This window comes from Roseobacter sp. HKCCD6576-2 (assembly GCF_013179285.1).
In the GTDB taxonomy this organism is placed as follows: domain Bacteria; phylum Pseudomonadota; class Alphaproteobacteria; order Rhodobacterales; family Rhodobacteraceae; genus Rhodophyticola; species Rhodophyticola oceani.
This window is the reverse complement of the sequence record NZ_WVNW01000002.1, coordinates 164,207-182,785: the sequence shown is the minus strand read 5'-3', so window position 1 is coordinate 182,785 and position 18,579 is coordinate 164,207. Positions and strand designations below refer to the sequence as shown.

Annotated in this window: 22 protein-coding genes, 2 tRNA genes and 1 pseudogene; 17 read left to right on the top strand and 8 right to left on the bottom strand. The window is 58.5% G+C overall.

The features are described 5' to 3' along the window. The first annotated feature begins 145 nt into the window (after positions 1 to 145). The 9 genes from GTF44_RS07895 to GTF44_RS07860 all read left to right on the top strand — a co-directional run bounded on the left by GTF44_RS07895 (position 146) and on the right by GTF44_RS07860 (position 4,618). A complete protein-coding gene (locus tag GTF44_RS07895) occupies positions 146 to 613 on the top strand; it encodes a hypothetical protein (RefSeq protein WP_171560634.1) in 468 nt (155 codons plus the stop codon). A gap of 169 nt (positions 614 to 782) precedes the next feature. Further along, positions 783 to 1,277, top strand: coding sequence for a siphovirus Gp157 family protein (locus GTF44_RS07890; protein WP_171560633.1), 495 nt, complete (start codon positions 783 to 785; stop codon positions 1,275 to 1,277). Further along, complete coding sequence (locus tag GTF44_RS07885; protein WP_171560631.1) at positions 1,277 to 1,987, top strand: Rad52/Rad22 family DNA repair protein; 711 nt, start codon at positions 1,277 to 1,279, stop codon at positions 1,985 to 1,987. The genes GTF44_RS07890 and GTF44_RS07885 overlap by 1 nt, the downstream gene beginning before the upstream one ends. Beyond that, entirely contained in the window at positions 1,987 to 2,454 is a 468-nt protein-coding gene (locus tag GTF44_RS07880; RefSeq protein ID WP_171560629.1) for a hypothetical protein, read from the top strand. Before GTF44_RS07885 ends, GTF44_RS07880 begins: the two co-directional genes overlap by 1 nt. A gap of 112 nt (positions 2,455 to 2,566) precedes the next feature. Further along, the gene (locus GTF44_RS07875) at positions 2,567 to 2,890 is read left to right on the top strand and encodes a nuclease domain-containing protein (protein WP_253261275.1); all 324 of its coding nucleotides are present in this window, start codon (positions 2,567 to 2,569) and stop codon (positions 2,888 to 2,890) included. A 10-nt stretch (positions 2,891 to 2,900) separates the two neighbouring features. After that, the gene (locus GTF44_RS07870; RefSeq protein WP_171560627.1) at positions 2,901 to 3,236 is read left to right on the top strand and encodes a hypothetical protein; all 336 of its coding nucleotides are present in this window, start codon (positions 2,901 to 2,903) and stop codon (positions 3,234 to 3,236) included. Then, positions 3,233 to 3,424, top strand: a complete 192-nt coding sequence (locus tag GTF44_RS07865) for a hypothetical protein (protein WP_171560625.1) — start codon at positions 3,233 to 3,235, stop codon at positions 3,422 to 3,424. The genes GTF44_RS07870 and GTF44_RS07865 overlap by 4 nt, the downstream gene beginning before the upstream one ends. 4 nt (positions 3,425 to 3,428) lie before the next feature. Beyond that, entirely contained in the window at positions 3,429 to 3,761 is a 333-nt protein-coding gene (locus tag GTF44_RS22520; protein ID WP_367383388.1) for a helix-turn-helix domain-containing protein, read from the top strand. Then, a complete protein-coding gene (locus GTF44_RS07860) occupies positions 3,758 to 4,618 on the top strand; it encodes a tyrosine-type recombinase/integrase (RefSeq protein ID WP_367383387.1) in 861 nt (286 codons plus the stop codon). Before GTF44_RS22520 ends, GTF44_RS07860 begins: the two co-directional genes overlap by 4 nt. Positions 4,619 to 4,650: 32 nt before the next feature. Here GTF44_RS07860 and GTF44_RS07855 read toward each other — a convergent pair. After that, positions 4,651 to 4,726, bottom strand: a tRNA-Val gene (locus GTF44_RS07855). Between the two features lie 102 nt (positions 4,727 to 4,828). Then, positions 4,829 to 5,410 carry a histidine phosphatase family protein gene (locus GTF44_RS07850; RefSeq protein WP_171560622.1) on the bottom strand — a complete coding sequence of 194 codons (582 nt, stop codon included), beginning with the start codon at positions 5,408 to 5,410 and terminating at the stop codon, positions 4,829 to 4,831. Positions 5,411 to 5,746: 336 nt separating this feature from the next. Here GTF44_RS07850 and GTF44_RS07845 point away from each other — a divergent pair, with 336 nt between their 5' ends. Continuing rightward, positions 5,747 to 6,430, top strand: a complete 684-nt coding sequence (locus GTF44_RS07845) for a hypothetical protein (RefSeq protein WP_171560620.1) — start codon at positions 5,747 to 5,749, stop codon at positions 6,428 to 6,430. A gap of 81 nt (positions 6,431 to 6,511) precedes the next feature. Here the strand turns inward: GTF44_RS07845 and GTF44_RS07840 are convergent. Then, positions 6,512 to 6,586 (bottom strand) — tRNA-Val (locus GTF44_RS07840). 13 nt (positions 6,587 to 6,599) lie between these two features. Continuing rightward, positions 6,600 to 7,061 (bottom strand): HU family DNA-binding protein, encoded by a 462-nt coding sequence (locus tag GTF44_RS07835; RefSeq protein ID WP_171560619.1) that lies wholly within the window; start codon positions 7,059 to 7,061, stop codon positions 6,600 to 6,602. Positions 7,062 to 7,206: 145 nt separating this feature from the next. Here GTF44_RS07835 and GTF44_RS07830 point away from each other — a divergent pair, with 145 nt between their 5' ends. Then, positions 7,207 to 8,217 carry a CPBP family glutamic-type intramembrane protease gene (locus GTF44_RS07830; RefSeq protein ID WP_171560617.1) on the top strand — a complete coding sequence of 337 codons (1,011 nt, stop codon included), beginning with the start codon at positions 7,207 to 7,209 and terminating at the stop codon, positions 8,215 to 8,217. 54 nt (positions 8,218 to 8,271) lie between these two features. Here the strand turns inward: GTF44_RS07830 and lon are convergent, their stop codons facing one another. Next, a complete protein-coding gene (gene lon, locus GTF44_RS07825; protein ID WP_171560615.1) occupies positions 8,272 to 10,686 on the bottom strand; it encodes an endopeptidase La in 2,415 nt (804 codons plus the stop codon). 338 nt (positions 10,687 to 11,024) lie between these two features. On the opposite strand from lon, the gene GTF44_RS07820 reads away from it, so the two are divergent. Beyond that, the gene (locus tag GTF44_RS07820) at positions 11,025 to 12,212 is read left to right on the top strand and encodes a sugar-transfer associated ATP-grasp domain-containing protein (RefSeq protein WP_171560613.1); all 1,188 of its coding nucleotides are present in this window, start codon (positions 11,025 to 11,027) and stop codon (positions 12,210 to 12,212) included. Here GTF44_RS07820 and GTF44_RS07815 read toward each other — a convergent pair. Both GTF44_RS07815 and GTF44_RS07810 read right to left on the bottom strand, forming a co-directional pair. After that, positions 12,209 to 12,463 (bottom strand): annotated as a pseudogene (locus tag GTF44_RS07815) (tRNA-guanine transglycosylase); the annotation flags it as partial. The gene GTF44_RS07820 and the pseudogene GTF44_RS07815 sit on opposite strands and share 4 nt — an antisense overlap. A gap of 74 nt (positions 12,464 to 12,537) precedes the next feature. Beyond that, positions 12,538 to 13,986 (bottom strand): NCS1 family nucleobase:cation symporter-1, encoded by a 1,449-nt coding sequence (locus GTF44_RS07810; RefSeq protein ID WP_171560612.1) that lies wholly within the window; start codon positions 13,984 to 13,986, stop codon positions 12,538 to 12,540. A 160-nt stretch (positions 13,987 to 14,146) separates the two neighbouring features. Between GTF44_RS07810 and GTF44_RS07805 the strand changes: the two genes are divergently transcribed. Then, complete coding sequence (locus tag GTF44_RS07805; RefSeq protein ID WP_171560610.1) at positions 14,147 to 14,803, top strand: GntR family transcriptional regulator; 657 nt, start codon at positions 14,147 to 14,149, stop codon at positions 14,801 to 14,803. A gap of 326 nt (positions 14,804 to 15,129) precedes the next feature. Here the strand turns inward: GTF44_RS07805 and tgt are convergent, their stop codons facing one another. Next, complete coding sequence (gene tgt, locus GTF44_RS07800) at positions 15,130 to 16,275, bottom strand: tRNA guanosine(34) transglycosylase Tgt (protein ID WP_171560609.1); 1,146 nt, start codon at positions 16,273 to 16,275, stop codon at positions 15,130 to 15,132. A 110-nt stretch (positions 16,276 to 16,385) separates the two neighbouring features. On the opposite strand from tgt, the gene GTF44_RS07795 reads away from it, so the two are divergent. The 4 genes from GTF44_RS07795 (at position 16,386) to GTF44_RS07780 (ending at position 18,564) form a co-directional block, all read left to right on the top strand. Beyond that, the gene (locus GTF44_RS07795) at positions 16,386 to 16,748 is read left to right on the top strand and encodes an SUF system Fe-S cluster assembly protein (RefSeq protein WP_145209463.1); all 363 of its coding nucleotides are present in this window, start codon (positions 16,386 to 16,388) and stop codon (positions 16,746 to 16,748) included. 239 nt (positions 16,749 to 16,987) lie between these two features. Continuing rightward, the gene (locus GTF44_RS07790; protein ID WP_171560607.1) at positions 16,988 to 17,827 is read left to right on the top strand and encodes a LysR family transcriptional regulator; all 840 of its coding nucleotides are present in this window, start codon (positions 16,988 to 16,990) and stop codon (positions 17,825 to 17,827) included. Positions 17,828 to 17,878: 51 nt separating this feature from the next. Further along, complete coding sequence (locus GTF44_RS07785) at positions 17,879 to 18,244, top strand: iron-sulfur cluster assembly accessory protein (RefSeq protein WP_171560605.1); 366 nt, start codon at positions 17,879 to 17,881, stop codon at positions 18,242 to 18,244. Then, positions 18,241 to 18,564 carry a TfoX/Sxy family protein gene (locus GTF44_RS07780; RefSeq protein ID WP_171560603.1) on the top strand — a complete coding sequence of 108 codons (324 nt, stop codon included), beginning with the start codon at positions 18,241 to 18,243 and terminating at the stop codon, positions 18,562 to 18,564. Before GTF44_RS07785 ends, GTF44_RS07780 begins: the two co-directional genes overlap by 4 nt. Positions 18,565 to 18,579 lie beyond the last annotated feature (15 nt).

Sequence of the window (18,579 nt, the reverse complement as noted above, 5' to 3'; positions counted from 1 at the left end):
GAGCCTGCCTCACAGTTGGGAGAGACAATATGCACACCCCCTACGAAGATCGATTGCGGCACGTAAAAGCCGCCGCAGACTTAGCGATCATCGCGCAGCTCATCGTTGTCTGCGTTGTCCTCTCTGTTGCTGTGGGGGTGTTCTGATGGCCCGTCATGACAACATCGCCGCCCTACCGGCCACGACGCCGATCTTCATGCTTGAGCTTAGCGACGGAAATGCGCCGTTCGGTGTCTTCGGGGCCGATCTAGAGGCCCTTGCCGATCAAGTCTTAGAGCTTCTGCCGCACATGTCGCAGATCGGAGATTGGCGGGAGTCCATCGTCATCGCAAACGATGAAACCCACGAATGGGTCAACACGCCAACACGAAGCGAGAAAGCAATGATCTTGGAAGCGGTCGCGCGCTCTCTGCTCGAAACGCACAACCCAGAGCCTAACGACATCGGCGGCTTCTACATGTGGTTCGGGTGGGACAGCCCCTACCCCGATGGCCTCTCCGAGATGGTTGAAGGGACAGAAGCTTTTGACGCTGCCTGCCGCGAAATCACCGCCTCGCGGGATTGGATGGATCACCAAGCAGACATGGCAATCAAGGAGGCGCGTGAGCAATGAGAACCGCTGGCCAACATGAACTACTCCGCGCCTTCATTGAAGAAGTTGCCGAGTGGGACAAGGCAAACCCCAATAACCCATCTCACGCTCTCACCTTTCGATGGTTTCGTGACGCAATGCGCAAAGCCAATGACCGCGCTGAACGTGAACAGAACAACGAGGCTGCGTGATGAAACACATTGACGCCAACACTATCGCTTCGGTTGCGCAGATGATCCGCGACATGTGCGGCGACGACCTCGACGACATGACGCTGCTGGATACACTGGATGGCGAGATTGACACAGGCGACCTGCTCGACGCCCTGATTGCAGATGAGCGCGCCGCCGAGGCCATGCAGAAGGCCATCGCCGACCAGATGAAAGGCATGGCTGAACGGAAAGAGCGCTTTGCGCGCCGCCAAGCGGCATCTCGCTCGGCGATGATGCGGGTGATGGAGGCCGCAGGGGTTCGGAAGGCGGAGCGCCCGAGGGCTACAATCTCGCTCGCGGTGGGTCGCACAAAGGTGGATATCACCGATCTGGAAACTGTTCCCACACAACTCTGCCAGATGAAGAAGCAACCCGACCGGACGGCTATCAAGAAGGCCTTGGAGGCGGGCGAGACCGTCCCTGGGGCTGAGCTTGTTACTGGCGGCGATACGCTAACAGTGAGGGCTTCGTGATGAACCTGTCTAATCTGTCAGCCGAGTTTCCCCGCGAATCCGTTCACTGGCGCGTCCAGGGGCAACCATACAAGGGCCGCGATGGCTATGCCGCCCTCGCGTTGGCCTATATCGACGCGCGCGACGTTATGGACCGCCTAGATAATGTCTGCGGCCCTGAGGGTTGGCAGGATAGCTACGAAGAAACCTCGACCGGCAGGACCATCTGCACACTCTCGATCAAGATAGGTGACGAGTGGATCAGCAAGTCGGACGGTGCCGGTGGAACGCAGGTTGAGGCAGAGAAAGGCGGTCTCTCTGATGCCCTAAAGCGCGCCGCCGTGAAATGGGGGATTGGCCGATACCTCTACCGCCTCGACAGCCCGTGGGTTGCCTGTGAGGTGAAGCAGGTGGGCAACAAGGTTCAATGGAGGTCCTGGGCGGAAGACCCGTGGTCGAAGGTGAAGGTCAGCGGGTATCAGCAAGAGGCCCCTAAGTCGAAACAGAAGCCAGAAATGACCCCCGCTGAAAGGCGCGATTGGGTCCAAAACAACATCAGCAAAGCCAAGTCGATCGACGGTCTAGACGCGTGGCTTAACCGCCCCGACATCCAGGAGGCAATCACCGGCCTGCCCGAGCCGATGCAAAACGAAATCACCACCGCCGCAAACGCCAAGCGGAACGCGCTTGATCCGATTACATACGGCGATCAGGCAGTGGGGGCGTACTGATGCCCACGAAGATCCTCCGCGAAGATCGACATATCGATGCGCTTGCAGTTCTCCTGCGCGCCGTCGACCCACCTATCACGGTATCATGGACGAAAGGCGACCCACGATCCGGGGCGCAAAACCGGCTGGCACAACGCTGGTTCAGCGACATCGCCCGTCAGTTCGGCGACCGGACTCATGAGGACGTCAGGGCAGACTGCAAGCTGCGTCATGGGGTGCCGATCCTCCGCGATGGGAACGAGGCGTTCTGCGCGTCCTACGATAGAGTGTTGATGCACCTGGGCCATGAAGAAAAGTTGGCTGCGATAAAGGCCTTCGACCTGCCTGTCACACGCTTAATGACCGTCAAGCAGATGACAGCATTCATGGATGCCGTTCATGCGGAGTTTGCTGCTTTGGGTGTCCGCTTAACGGACCCCGACGCGCTGAAATACGAAACAGAGTTTGGCGCGGAGGTGTTGGCATGACCATAATTCTCGCCCTCGCACATGCGTTCCGGTTCAACGCGGAGTTCCAGCCTCACTTTCTCTATCTGGGCGCATTCATCATAGACATGGCAATCGTGGAGGCCCTGCTGTCATGAGCCGCATAGCCCCCATGCGCCCACCCGTCCAGAAGGTGAGCAACTGCGTGTCCAAGAAGCTGCGCAACTTCGCGCGTGGTCAAATGTGCACCATGCAATTGCCTGGGTGCGACCGCAGCGGAGAAACCACGGTCATGTGCCATATCCGCCGCTTCACAAACACCGGCATGGCCGAGAAGCCGCATGATTTCTTCGCATATCATGGCTGCGCGAACTGCCACCGCAACGAAGACAAGGCCGGAGATGACGACTTCCTCCGCGCCCTGATCATCACACAGAACCGTTTGTATGAAGCTGGCCTCCTGGGGCCGCGTGAGTAGGAGAGAAGAGATGGATTTAGAAGTTGGCACAGTGAGAGAGATCAAGCAAATCTATATGCGGCATGAGTGTCACAACTGCGGCGACCCAGCCACTAAGCGGGTTACGTACCTTTTGCCTAATGCGCGTCGAAACCCGCGATCAGCGGCCTACGGACGTGACGATGTGTCCTGGTGTGCGGACGAAGAAGTCTTCATTTGCGGTGACTGCCCAGAACCACAAATGGAAGGATTCGAATGGTGCGCGTCGTTCTCGGGCGAGCGATTCCAGCACATGCTTCATGAATTTGTCGAGATCAGCAGGACTGACACACCCCCGGAGATCACCCAAGAAGGGGAAAAGATATGAGCCTCTATGCCGACAAGTCAGTTGATATCGAAGTCTTGGACAACGGATATCTGCTAACCTGGGAAGACAAGACAAAAGGAAGTGGCCATTGGGCTGCAGTGGACCCACGCCTCGAACCGAAGACCCGAGGACGTGAGGTGATTGAGACCAAGGCTGCTCTTATCAAGCGCCTCAAGCAGCTTCTGTAACCCTATGAGATACCCCCGACCATACTCTCCCGATGATCTTGCCGCGCGGTGGGATTGCTCTGCAGAAACCGTTCGGCAGATGCACCACCGTGGCGAGTTGCACGCTTTTCGCGTTGGGCGCATGTTGCGGATACCAGCGGAGGAAGTGGAAAGGGTCGAGCAATGCCAGAAATCACCATCGGACGCCTGCGAGGCGGGTTCTGCGTCTCTTGGCCCGACACTAGCACCGGCAAGAGACGGCGCTATCAGCTTGCGGCACGCACGCGAGAGGAAGCCGAGGCCGAGGGTCGGGAGCGGTACCTGCGGGAAACCTGGACAGCGGGAGACCTCACGGTGAACGCGATCTGGCAGGCATATGTCGACCACTTAGGAGCAAAACCCACGGCAAAGACCATGGGCTTCACCGGCAAGGCCGTTCTGCCAGCATTTGGGGCGTTGAAGCCGTCTCAGATTAACGACGAAGACAGCCGCAGATACCTTGCGTCCAGGACCGCCGATGGCAAAAAGATCGGCACGGTTCACACTGAACTTGGCCACCTCCGCAGCGCGCTGAAATGGGCAGTGAAGCGCAACCTGATCGACCGAGCGCCACATATCGAGTTGCCACCTAAGCCAGACAGCAACGTGCGCCCCATGAGCGGCGAAGAGATGCAGGCCATCGTTGATGGTTGCGTTGCGCCACATGTGAGGCTTGGCGTTATCTTGCTCATAGGAACCGGCGCGCGCGTGGGTGCGATCCTTGATCTGACTTGGGATCGAATTGACTTTGAGCGGGGAGTTATCGACCTGCGCTTGCCCGATGGTGTGACCCGTAAAGGCCGGGCCGTTGTTCCAATGAACAGAATGACCCGAGCCGCGCTAGAAACGGCGTACCGGGCGCGCCTAAGTGACCACGTAGTTGAATGGGCGGGCGGGCGCATCAAGTCGATGGGCAAAGGTTATCGGTCGGCGTTGAGCCGCGCGGGCATTGGCAAGGCGTCCATTCATCAGATTCGCCACTCGGTAGCCGTCCGAATGCTGGCCGCTGGTACGCCCATTGAGAAGGTGAGCCAGTATCTTGGCCACTCCAATATCCAGATCACGCAGAAGACCTATGCAAGGTTCATGCCCGAGCATTTGGCCGATGCAGCCGAGATTCTAGACCTCACGCGGTTCAGTGAACCCAAGGCAACTTCGCAAAAGGGTGGTGCTTGATGGAAAAAACGTGTATCATCAAAGGCATGAATTGGTGGGTGATGAGAGGCTCGAACTCCCGACATCTTCGGTGTAAACGAAGCGCTCTACCAACTGAGCTAATCACCCGACCGGAGATGCTCTAACAAAAAGCTGGGGCGGGATGCAAGTGGGCTTCTGCCCGGTCCGTTCGAGAAACCTTTCGAGGACCGAATAAGGGTGTCTCTGGTGTCACGCCTCTCGCAACACGCTCTCAACCCCATCCTGAATGGCAAAGACCACACCTTGCTCATGATCGAGCCAGGCCATCTCATCGAACTCCAGGCCAAGGCAGAGTCCCCGGATCACCGAGGAGGTGACACCATGGGTGACAATCAGCGTGGGACCGCTCAGATCGTCCAACACCCCGAGCACCCGGGTGAGCAGGCTGGCATAGCGCTCCCCTTCGGGCGCTGTCAGCGCGCGTTCCAGATAGCTGCCAGGGTTTGAGAAAAGCGTGGGCCAGCGGGTTGCGGCCTCGTCTCGGGTCAGGCCTTGCCACGCGCCCATGTTGACCTCGGCGAGGCGCTCATCGAACGCAACTGGGCCATCATAGCCGCCCCGCGCGATCTCCCACGTGGCACGGGCGCGCCCCTGCGGGCTGCAATAAACAGAGAGGTTCGGCGTCTCAGCCAGAATCCGTGCCACGATCTGCCCTTGGATGCGGGCCTGGGCTTCACCCTTCGCCGTCAGCGGGGAATCCAGCGCGCCCTGAAACCGGCTTTCCAGATTCCAGACGGTTTCCCCATGGCGCAGAATGTAAATCGGAGGCATCGGCACAGCCCTTTTAAACTCAGACCGCCCTAAGCCGACCGGTGACCAGATACAAGCACCGAGGTCTAGATCTACGCATCAAGCCGCGCCGCCCGATCATCGGCGGTGATCACTTCTTTTGGTGGCAAGGTATCGAGGACCGTTTTGATCCCAGCTATGTACCGTAACGGCGCTGGTTACATCCGTGGGTTGGGCGATCTGTGAGATCCGTTCAAAGAAATCTCGGCGCTGTTCCGAGATTTCTTTGAACGATTTCTGGTCATCAAACAACCAATCGTCATAATCCGCTGAAAGGGCGGCAATGATGACCCAAACGAGCCGTTAAGGAGGTGACACATGAACTGTTTGACCTCCGGCACCGCTTTGGGTCCTCCAATTCTGAACGACAAAGGGTATTCCAAAATGATCCGTTCCCACTCTCTCGTCTCCGCGCTTGCAGTCGCCATCGCTTTGCCTGCCGCCGCCTGGGCCGATTGCCCGACCGGTCCCGCGACCGATGGTGTCTATATGACATTCCCCGACATGCTCATGCGCTACGAGGTCCAAAGCGACGGCACCATCCTGGAAACCGAAACCAACTATAAGGATGGCGAAGTTTGGCAACATGTCATGCATCCGACTGGACTTGTCTTCGAGAGTTGGGAGCTTGTCGCGGATCAAGTTGTCGCTGATAGCATTGAGACGGTCACCTACTCGACACCTTTGCCCGACATCGCGCCAAACACCCGTTGGGATATTGAAGAAACCGCGCGATTCAGTGACGGGTTCGAGATCCGCTATTTTACTGAGGTTGAGGTGCTTTCGCCGACCGAAGTTGGGGTCGAAGACTGCAGCTATATTGGCTGGCCTGTGAACGTGCGGCGCACGGACCTCGAAACGGATGAAGCCTGGGTCGATGCTCAGATGTATCTGCCGGAGCTTGAAATCCTGGTCTATCTGGCAAGCGCTGATGCCGGTGAACGCCCCAACATTGTGCCGCCGCAGACGATTTCCGCACAGCATCCAGACGTCGCGAACTGAGACAAGGCAATTTGAGCGGCTCGCCCCCCTCGAGTCAGGTCCATGCGATATGCAGCTATCGACCAACAATCCGAAGGTGGATGGTGGGTGATGAGAGATTTGAACTCCCGACATCTTCGATGTGAACGAAGCGCTCTACCACTGAGCTAATCACCCGTAGGGCGGGCTTTTAGCTGTCCTCGTCCGGCTCCGCAAGGCCTTCTGAGCCGCGCTTATGGCGTTTGATCCGGGTGATCAGAACATCGCCATTTTTGGCCTCGTTCCGCCGTTTCACGACGACTTTGCCAAGCGGCGGGATCACCAGGTCCTTGCCGCTATCCAACGCAGTGCCTAGCTCGTCGAGAACCAACTCCACCGCAATCCGTAGGTCGCTTCGCTTGAGCGCGCAGCGCGCAGCTACCGCGTCCAGAAGATCGCCGCGCTTGATCTTACCGGCGGCCGCATCAACCGCGCTGTCCTTCGCTGGAACTGCCGCCTTCGCCGCGGCGGCGCCACCCTTTTTGACCGGCGTCATCGCATCTTCGAGTTTGTCGGATGCGACCTCGGTTGTTGCGGGTTTGGACGTGCTGGTCGATTTTCGAGACCGGCGTCCGGCCGGGGTGGATTTACGTGGTTTCGTGGTCGTGGCCATGGGACGACCCCCTGCTCATTGTTTCTCACGTGCGGACAGAGTAGCGAGACACCGGTGTTTTCGCTACCCTTTTGAAACGGCGTCTAAGTACAAGTCTAGCGATGGCCCCCGCGCCCCTGCCGCATCGGAGGCACAGTCAGGTAAGATGACATCGGCAACCAACCTGTTTCTCCAGATTGCCCTCGCTGTCCTTTGGCTTTTGGCAAGCGGCCTTCTGCTGGCTCGGTACCTGCCAGATAGCAGCCAATTCAATTCCTTTGGCCAAGGCGCAGGTCTCCTCTTCTTGGCTCTGATAATTGTTGTGCTTTGGCGCGCCCCGCCGCGCGCTGCCGACCTACCCAATCTCACTCCGGGAACGATGCTGGGTCTTGGATACCGCACAATGTTGGGCGCGATCCTAGCGGCGCTGATCGCTCTTTTCCTTCTGGGCATTGTCTTTCACCCATGGCTCGTTCTCGTGATCGCCTTCACCCTGGCCGCCATTGGCGTCATCGCCAAGCGCCGCCAATCTTTGTCATGGCGTATGATCGGTCTGGGCCTGTTCATCGGCGCACTCTGCCTGTCACTGTCGGGGTTGAGCGGCCGATTGGATATGTTCCAAGCCATTCACCTGGCCTGCGTTCCCATTCTTTTTGTGGGGGGCGTTTTGCTGACCCAAGAAAGCGGCCTGACCCTTGTCTACTGTGTCGACGGCACCTGGACGGAGGTGGCAAAGGGGTTGCTGATCGGCTGCGTCTTGGCCGTCCCCGCCGCGTTTCTGAACATCAGCTATGGCGCCCATTCCGGGGATGCATGGATCGATCAGCCCTGGGAGCCAATCGTGGCTCTGGTCCCGGGTTTTGCGGAAGAGATATGGGCGCGCTTGTTCCTGTTGACGGCAATCTATGTGCTGCTCAGGCGCCGCAGCAATGATCGCCCGACCCGCGTGGTGCTGGCAGCGGTGTTTATTGCTGCCGCTGTGCATAGCCTGGCGCATCTGCCCGGACACATGGTGTTCAGCCCGGCAGCGGTGCCGATGCTGCTCACGGCGCTCCTCTACGGGGTGCCGATGGGGTTGCTATTTGTCAAATTCGGGTTCGAACACGCGGTCGGGTATCACTTCTTTATCGATTTCGTGCGCTTCATCGCGGCGTTGCAGGCCAGCCAACTGGGCTAACGAAAAAGGCGCGCCGGTGACGGCGCGCCTATCTCGATAAGGTCCGGATGACGATTAATGCGGGGCGGAGGATGCCACACCGCTGCCGCCTTTGGCCTCCAACGCGGCTTGGGCGGCGGCGGCCTCTTCGGCGGCCTCGTCCCATTCCACCGGCTCGGGTTGCTCAACCAAAGCGTGGCGCAAGACCTCGGACACATGGCCAACCGGGATGATCGTCAGACCCTCTTTCACATTGTCCGGAATCTCGGGCAGGTCTTTCTCGTTGTCTTTGGGGATCAAGACGGTCGTGATCCCGCCCCGAAGCGCGGCGAGCAGCTTCTCTTTCAAGCCACCAATCGGCAGGACATTGCCCCTAAGCGTCACCTCACCCGTCATCGCCACGTCCTTACGAACCGGGATTTGGGTCAAGACCGAGACAATCGACGTCACCATCGCGACTCCGGCCGAGGGGCCATCCTTGGGCGTGGCGCCTTCGGGCACGTGCACATGGATGTCGAGCTTGTCGAATTTCGGCGGTTTGACCCCGATCGACGGGCTGATCGAGCGGACAAAGGAACTTGCCGCGTCAATCGACTCCTTCATCACATCGCCAAGCTTGCCGGTGGTCTTCATCCGACCTTTGCCCGGCAGACGCAGGGCCTCGATGCTCAGGAGGTCGCCACCGACAGAGGTCCAGGCCAGACCGGTCACAACGCCGATCTGATTGTCCTCTTCGGCCAGGCCGTATTTGTGCCGCCGCACACCCAACATCTCTTCGAGATTATCCGGCGTCACAGTCACCGCATCGGTGCCACCTTTGACGATGGTCGTCACAGCCTTCCGCGCCAGTTTGGCGATCTCACGCTCCAGGTTCCGGACCCCCGCCTCGCGGGTGTAGTAGCGGATCACATCGGTGAGCGCCGGATCGGTCAGCTCAAACTCGTCCTTCTTCAGGCCGTGATTTTTGACCTGTTTGCTCACCAGATGCTGCTTGGCGATCTCGCGCTTTTCATCCTCGGTGTAACCGGCCAGCGGAATGATCTCCATCCGGTCCAGAAGCGGGCTCGGCATGTTGTAGGAGTTCGCCGTGGTCAGGAACATCACGTTCGAGAGGTCGTATTCCACCTCCAGATAGTGATCGACGAAGGTCGAGTTCTGCTCCGGATCAAGCACTTCCAGCATGGCCGAGGCCGGGTCGCCGCGGAAATCCTGGCCCATTTTGTCGATCTCATCGAGCAGGATCAGCGGGTTCGTCGTCTTGGCCTTCTTCAGCGCCTGAATGATTTTGCCCGGCATCGAGCCGATATAGGTCCGCCGGTGACCGCGAATTTCGCTTTCATCGCGCACGCCGCCAAGCGAGATGCGGATAAACTCGCGCCCCGTGGCCTTTGCAACCGATTTGCCCAGGCTTGTTTTACCGACACCCGGAGGCCCAACGAGGCAAAGGATCGGGCCTTTCAACTTTTTTGAGCGCTGCTGAACGGCGAGATACTCCACGATCCGCTCTTTCACCTTTTCCAGGCCATAGTGATCGTCGTCGAGGATTTTCTCGGCCCTGGTCAGGTCTTTCTTCACCCGGGATTTCACACCCCACGGGATCGACAGCATCCAGTCGAGATAGTTGCGAACAACGGTCGCCTCGGCGCTCATCGGGCTCATATTCTTGAGCTTTTTGATCTCGCCATCGGCTTTCTCGCGCGCCTCTTTCGAGAGCTTCGTATTGGCCACGCGCTCTTCAAGCTCGGCCACCTCGCCCGCGCCCTCTTCGCCATCGCCCAGCTCGCGCTGAATGGCTTTCATCTGTTCGTTCAGATAATACTCGCGCTGCGTCCGCTCCATCTGCGACTTCACGCGGGTCTTGATTTTTTTCTCGACCTGCATGACGGACATCTCGCCCTGCATCAGGCCGAAGACCTTCTCCATCCGCTCGCCCACATCGAGCGTTTCCAGAAGCTCCTGCTTTTGATGCACTTCGATGCCGAGATGGCCGGAAACCAGATCGGCGAGCTTGGCCGGGTCTTGGGTCTCGGCGACAGAGCTCAGAGCCTCTTCGGGGATGTTCTTTTTCACCTTGGCATAGCGCTCGAACTCTTCGCTGACCGAGCGCAGCAATGCCGCAACCGTTGCCTCATCGCCGGGCGTTTCTTCCAAGGGTGCAACATGCGCCTCGAAGAAGTCCGGGTTATCGACAAACCCGGTGATCGCAACTCGGGCGCGCCCCTCGACCAGTACTTTTACCGTGCCATCCGGCAGCTTCAGAAGCTGCAGCACATTGGCCAGCACGCCCATTTCAAAAATACCGTCCGTCGTCGGCTCGTCCATACCTGGATCGACCTGCGCCGAGAGAAGAATCTGCTTGTCATCGGCCATCACCTCTTCCAAGGCGCGCACCGATTTCTCCCGGCCCACAAAAAGCGGGACCATCATATGTGGGAACACCACGATATCGCGCAGTGGAAGCACCGGGTATGTCGTTTGATTTTCTGGCATCTTGCCTTCCTTGTTCTTGGCAAGAGGGCACGGGACCCTGGCTTGGCAGCAATCCCCCTGGCCCCCTCCGGATCAGGATATGTCAACTTGGGGTACGCATACGCGGAATTCAAGCAGAAGCGGCCCCATTCCTTAACACATACTGTCGCTGGAAACAAAACGGCGCAACCAAGATATGGCGAAAACCAGGGGATAAACCGCGAAATATTGTGGACCTTGTGTTGGTTTACCCTTGTATCGCAATTGGCCTGAAGTAACTCTTAACGTCATTGGGGCCGGCCGCACTGGCTCCACTTGTTCGTCCAACGTATCCCTTTCAAACAAAGGTCTCTTTCCCGATGACAGATTCCAATCTCACTGACGCACAGGATCGTGACATCGCTGTGTTTGAATCTGTGCAAGACGCGAGCAATCAAGACTTGCTGGCATATGCCGCTAAGCAAAGCGGCCAGACCGTCATTCAGGTCACCAAAGCGTTCTCCGACATATCCAAGCTGGATGGCAAACTGACGTTGAAAGAGTTCGTCCGCTACGGGCTTTATGATCCGGCGCATCCAAGCCAAGCGACCCGGACGGAATTCATCGCTAATGATCTCCGCTGGCCGATCGCACATACCTGCAATCCAGGCGGATGGAACAGCGCCGCAGAAGACAAGGTCCTCGCAGGTACAATTCTTGGCGCTGGCGGCGTGCCGGTTCCGGAGGCGATCGGCGTCATTGACCGATCCGCACGTGTCTTCCCAGGTCTTCCAAAGATCGAGACGGCAGATGCTTTGCGTGATCTGCTCCTGCTAAACGGGCCCGATCTTTTCGGGAAAATCATCGGTGGCATGGTCAGTTTTGGGGCATTCAGCGTCGAAAGTGCCGACCAGACGCATCTAACTTGCGTCGGACAAGGTCCGATGACCTACGATGCATTCTTGACCGATTTTGTTGGCAGCAACACCTATGTGATTCAAAGGCGGCTGTCCAACCATAGCGATATACGACCCTATGCGGTGGCACTTTGCACCGTGCGGATGGTCAATCTGCTAACCTCAAGCGGGGTGAAGTCACCCATGGCCGTCATCAAGATGCCGCAGGGCAGCAACATCGCAGACGCCTATTGGCGCGCTGGCAACCTTGCCTGCTCCATTGATGTCGCCACCGGCAATGTCGAAACCGTCACACGGCGCAATGGAATGCAGATCGAGTTCCTAGACGATCATCCGGACACCGCAGGATTGAAAGGTCTCACCCTTCCGCATTGGGACAAGCTGCAAGAGGTGAACCGCCAAGCCGCCTCGATTTTCGCTCCGATCCGATATCAGTCTACCGACATTGCGATCACGGAAACGGGCCCCGTTGTCGTCGAGTTGAACTATGGCGGCGGGTTTGACCTGCCTCAGAATGCCAGCGGGCGCGGTTTCTTAACCTCTGAAGTTCGGCAATTCTTTGAGGATTGCGGCTATCAGTTCTCGGGCAAAGATAAACGCGAAAACAAGCCATCCGGTGGTTTCAGCCTGTTTCGCCGCAAGCGCGGTTAGGTGACACGCAAAAGCGGCGGGATATCCCCCTCGGAGCGCCCGGCATGGAAGTCGGCCTCCCACGCCTCAAACCGATCCTCGGCGATCGCATCGCGCATGCCCTGCATGATCTCCTGGAAGTAATGCAGGTTGTGCCAGGTCAGCAGCATTGAGGAGATGATCTCCTGCGCCCGGAACACATGGTGCAGATAAGCGCGGGAATAGTTGGAACAGGCCGGGCATGTGCACGCTTCATCAACCACGTCGCCGTCGCAAGAAAACTGGTCTCAGATCAATCACACTGCCGGTGGAGATTGACCCCACCGGCAGATATCTTAGAGCGTCGTCAGACTTTGACGTTGCCCTTGGCCAGGGCGTTGTAGATCACGCCGCCCAATACGGCACCAATCACCCAGGCATAGCCCGACAGTACCGAGAACCACGGCACCCAGACGGTTGCGACCGAGAAGATGGCAGCCAGACCGAAAGCCTTCACCGCGGCATGGTTCCAGCCGTTCTGGTAGTGATAGGTGCCCCCTTCCATGTCGTAGAGGTCATCCTCGTTCAGCTGCTCTTTCCGGTGCCAATAGTAGTCAACGATCATGATGCCGAAGATCGGTGCCAGCGTCGCGCCCAGCGTGTTGACGAAACCGCTGATCCCGAATTGGCTGATGAAGCTGTTCCAGAAGCCACCGATCACCAGTGCAAACACCGATGTGATCAGGCCAGCGTTCCGAAAACTGATCTTTCCGGGTGCCACGTTGGAGATGCCATTCACGGCCGGGATGAAGTTGGCCACCAGATTGATGCCAACAGTGGCGGCAAAGAAGGTGATGGCCGCGATCACGCCCAGAAGCACACTGTCGGTGCGTTCGACGATCTCGGTCGGGTTGATGATCTCTTCGCCGAAGACGACGGCCGCGCCACCGGTTGTCAGCAAGGCAAGGGCCGAGAACAGGATCATGTTCAGCGGCAGTCCGGCCAGGTTGCCGATGATCATGGTCGGCTTGTCCTTGGCGTAGCGTGAGAAGTCGCTGAAGTTGATCATCACAGCCGCGAAATAGGCCACCATCGTGCCGACAATCGCAACAAAGCCCGTCAGTTCGGTCCAGAAAGTCCCCTCCGGATTGGCAAAGATCGTTGCGGTGGCTTGCAGAAGCTGCCCGTCCGAACGCTGCCAGAGCACGACCACAAGGCCAATCATCACGACATAGACGAAGGGGCCTGCGATGTTCAGGAAGGTTTCGACCCAGCCCATGCCACGCCAGAAGATAAAGATGTGGAAGACCCAGACGATGAAGAAAGAGAGCCAGTCGATTCCGGTCAGGCCCAGAATCTCGGTGCCGCCCGCGTCGATGCCTGTGATTGATCGAATGAGAAGGGCCAGCGCCGTCGAGGCAAAATAGACCTGCACGCCATACCAGAACACAGCGACGGTGGCGCGCAGAATGGCCGGCAGATTGGACCCCGCGGTGCCGAGACTGGCGCGCGCAAAAACCGGGTAAGGAATTCCGTATTTTTCACCCGCTGCGCCGGACAGGTTGACCATCCACATCACAAACAATCCGGCAAAGATCAACGCTGCGAAGGCAGTCCAGCCGCCAACGCCGTAAGAGATGAAGAGAGATGCCACGAGCGAGTAGCCGAAAAGCGACTGCACGTCGTTCGCCCAGATGTTGAAGATGGCGAACCATCCCCAGGTTTTCTCGTCATCACCGACAGGGTTGAGCGTGTGCGTGCTCTCCCCCGCGACCGTATCACCATGGGCAACATGTATTTCATTTGTTGATGCCATTTTTTCCTCCCAGTGTGCTTCGCGAAGGGCGATCGCTGATATTGCTGAGCCCTTCTGTGAAGTTGTGCTTGCATCTAACATTTTAGATACTATCTTAATACACATACTAATAATAACTTCAAGTAGAACTTCAGAATGAGTAATGATGAGGAACGCTGCGATGAACCGATCGAACGAGGTCCAACTTATGGCGACCCAAGCCCAGGAGGCATTATGGGCCGCGTTGCTGGCTGGAAAACTGCGGGATGGGCAGTTTCTGTCGATGTCGCAACTTGCTGAAATTCTGGACTTTCCGATCGCTCCCATTCGCGAGGCGGTCAAAGTGGCAAGCGCGCAAGGATTGCTGAGCGCGCTGCCGAAACGCGGCATTCGGATCATGGAGGCCCACCCCGAGACGATCCGAGAATGTCTCGATTTCCGCATGGTGATGGATCAGGAAGGCGCGCGGCGCCGCATCGCGTCCAACGCACTTTCCGGACTGGATGCGCTGCGAAAACGGCATGTGGAGATGCGGGACACCGCCAGAACTGACGCGGCAAAATCGCTGCCACCGCAGGCCATCGAGATCGACTTGTCGTTGCACGACTTCCTGTCTGACGGGCTGGACAACGCGCAGCTTGCGGAGGGTTATGCGGTGAACCGGATGCGCATCGGCATCATCCAGAATTCACGCCCCTTCCTGCAGGACAGGATCGTTTCGGCGATGGAAGAGCATATTGCGATTATCGAGGCTCTGGAAAACAGGGACATCGAGACGGCGACAGTCGCGATCCGACATCATTGTGATCAGACGCTTCGTTGGTGGGGTGTCACTTGAGGGCCGGCCCGTCTCCAAACTTCTTCTGCTTGTCGCGTACAACGCGCGCGCGGAACTGAGCGGTGGTTTCGGTTTAAGCTAGGCCACAGCCGTATTGCTGCACGCCGACGAGCTGCCGAGCTGGCAAAGTCGCATACTCGACCCCACCCTCGCCTCCGATCAGATACCGGTTGCCCCCTGCTGGCTGCCACCAGTGGCCCAACCGAAGGCATAAACGGAGCCAGCCCGCAGCGACTCGAGAACTTCAAAGGATGGCACTGTTTGGCAATGCCATATCACAGATATCCGAATGTCTCCCGGTCAGAACGGCTCTTGCCATCTCGTCGCTAAGAGCGGTTAGCCGTGAGCGGCGGGATATCCCCCTCGGAGCGCCCGGCATGGAAGTCGGCCTCCCACGCCTCAAACCGATCCTCGGTGATCGCCTCGCGCATACCCTGCATGATCTCCTGGAAGTAATGCAGATTGTGCCAGGTCAGCAGCATCGAAGAGATGACTTCCTGAGCCCGGAACACATGGTGCAGATAGGCGCGGGAATAGTTGGAACAGGCCGGACATGTGCATGCTTCGTCCAACGGTCGCGGGTCGTCGGCATGGCGGGCGTTTTTGATATTCACGACACCGCGGCGTGTGAATGCCTGCCCCGTGCGCCCGGATCGGGAGGGCAAGACGCAATCCATCATATCGATGCCGCGCTTCACCGCCCCGACAATATCATCCGGCTTGCCCACCCCCATCAGATAGCGAGGCTTGTCCACAGGCAGCATATCGGCCGCGAAATCGAGGCAGCCAAACATCGCCGCCTGCCCCTCACCCACGGCCAATCCGCCCACCGCATAGCCATCGAAGCCAATCTGGGTCAGCGCCTCGGCGCTCTCTTGGCGGAAGTCCTGCTCCAAACCACCCTGCTGAATGCCAAAAAGCGCATGGCCGGGCCTATCGCCAAACGCCTCCCGTGAGCGATCCGCCCACCGCATCGAAAGCCGCATACTCTCGGCAATCCGGGTCCGATCCGCAGGCAGCGCCGGGCATTCGTCGAAACACATCACGATGTCCGAGCCGAGGAGTTTTTGGATCTCCATCGATCGCTCCGGGCTCAGCATGTGTTTCGAGCCGTCGATATGGGATTTGAAACTGACGCCCTCCTCGGTCAGTTTCCGCAGCTCGGCCAGGCTCATCACCTGAAAGCCGCCGCTATCGGTCAGGATCGGGCGCTCCCAATTCATAAACCGATGCAACCCACCCAAATGCGCGATCCGCTCGGCCCCGGGGCGCAGCATCAAGTGATAGGTGTTGCCGAGCAGAATATCGGCCCCGGTTGCGCGCACGCTCTCGGGCATCATCGCCTTCACCGTCGCCGCCGTGCCCACGGGCATGAAGGCCGGCGTGCGGATGTCGCCGCGCGGGGTGGAGATCACGCCCGTGCGAGCTTTGCCGCTGGTCGCGGCGAGCGAAAAGGAAAACCGATCAGTCATTGCGCCCCGATAAATCGCCCGCGCGGATTTGCCAAGCCTTCGACCGGCCTTTACGACCCAGATCACAATCCTTATATCTTCTGTCAAGAATTCCACAGTGAAGGTGGTCCATGACCCAACCGCAAGAACATCTCGAAGGGACGCCGCTGATCAAGCCGTCGAGCACGGATCACCCGCTATACGAGACCATCGTCGAGGCCTGCCGGACGGTCTATGACCCAGAGATTCCGGTGAATATCTATGATCTCGGCTTGGTCTACACGGTTGAGATCGGGGCCGAAAACGATGTCGATGTGGTGATGACCCTCACCGCGCCGGGCTGCCCCGTCGCCGGTGAAATGCCCGGTTGGGTGGCCGAAGCGATCGAACCGCTTGATGGGGTAAAGACCGTCAATGTCGAACTGACCTGGGAGCCACCCTGGGGTATGGATATGATGAGTGACGAGGCCCGTCTCGAACTCGGCTTCATGTGATCATCTCGCCCGCTTGAACAGAGCGCGCCAGAGCCGCCGCGGCCACCAAACCTGAAACTCCATTTGCATTTTTGCAAACTTGGCTTGTTCTTTCTGATATTCCGTTTGAGGCGTATCAGGGTTACAAATAGGTCGAATAACAGAGATCATTCTGTCCTCCTGACTTTGATTGGCAGGACAGATCTAAGCCGTGACAGCGTATCCCGGCAGATGCCAGATCCGCGACTGGAGTTGCAAAAATGGAAACCCAACCGCATTGGGATGATTACGCCTATTTCGCCGCCGTGGCGCGGCATGGTGGCATTGCGCGCGCAGCTGAGGCCAGCGGCGTCAGCACCGCGACCCTCAGCCGTCGGATGCGTGCTTTCGAGACGCGCCTTGGCCGCCGTCTCTTTCTGCACGGTTCGGCGGGTTATGCCCTGACCTCAGATGGCCGACAGCTTTACGAGAAGGCCCAGAAAATGGAGGTCGCCGCGACGGAAATCGCGCGCTGGCATACAGAGGCGACCGGCCCGGTCTGTGTCCGCATCTCAGCAGGCAGTTGGACCGCGACGGACTTGGCCGAACACGCAAGTGCCTATTGGAGCCCCAACGCCACCTGGCTACCGGAATTCGTCTATTGCGATCTCAGCCTCGATATCGCGCGCCGGGAGGTTGATATCGGCATCCGCAACACGCGCCCCGATCAGCCCTGGCTCGCCGGGCAGCAGATCGGCCATGTGGACTATGCCGCCTATGCCACATCGCCCGAAGTCGTAGGTTGGATCGGCCCGGCCCATGGTTCGGTTGAAACGCCGTCTGCTCAATGGATTAAGCGTCATCATTCACCTGAAATCGTGACCAAGGCCAATACGCCCCATCTGGCCGTCGCGCTGGCCCGTGCCGGGATCGGGCGGGTTGTTCTGCCGCTCTTCATCGGCGAACGTATGAACGGCCTCACCCGGGTCTCAGACCCAATTGCGGAGCTTCGCAGCGAACAATGGTTGGTCAGCCACCACGAGGGGCGGCACGAAAAACCCGTGCGCGCCGCGCTGGACGCAATCGCGGGATACCTGCGGCAGCGCGATCCGCTCCCTTGAGCCAGGGCCCGGTCTGACCTACATTAGGCCAACACAGGAAAGGGTGCATACATGTTCGGTATTCCCGGCAAACAGGCGGTCTCCATCACCGACAAGGCGGCGGCCCAAATCGCCAAGCTGATGGAAAAAGATGGCCATCAGGGCTTGCGCATCGGCGTCAAGAAAGGCGGCTGCGCGGGCATGGAATACACGATGGACTACGTTACCGAGGTCGATCCCCATGACGAAGTGGTCGAACAAGACGGCGCGCGGGTGATGATCGCCCCAATGGCACAGATGTTCCTGTTTGGCACCGAGATCGATTATGAAGTGTCGCTGCTTGAATCCGGCTTCAAGTTCAAGAACCCCAATGTCACCGATGCCTGCGGTTGTGGCGAGTCGATCAAATTCGATGAGGCGCTTGGAAAACTTGCGTGAGCGTTTCCGACGCCGATATCGCCTTTGCCAAAGAGCTCTTCGCCGATCTGGAGCCGCTTACGACCCGCAAGATGATGGGTGGGCTCTGCCTTTATCATGACGGCACAATCTTCGCGATTCTGCAGTCGGATGGCTCGATCTGGATCAAAGGCGCTGGTGATTTTCAAGGAGAGTTGGACGCCCGCGGATTGGAACGGTGGACCTATCGCCGCGATGGCAAGAAAGAGGTGGCGATGCCCTATTGGCGGCTGCCCGACGCAGCGCTTGATGACCCGGAAGAAGCGGTCACGCTGGCACGTGAAGCCCTGACCCATCTGTGAGCCCCCTTCCCCGCT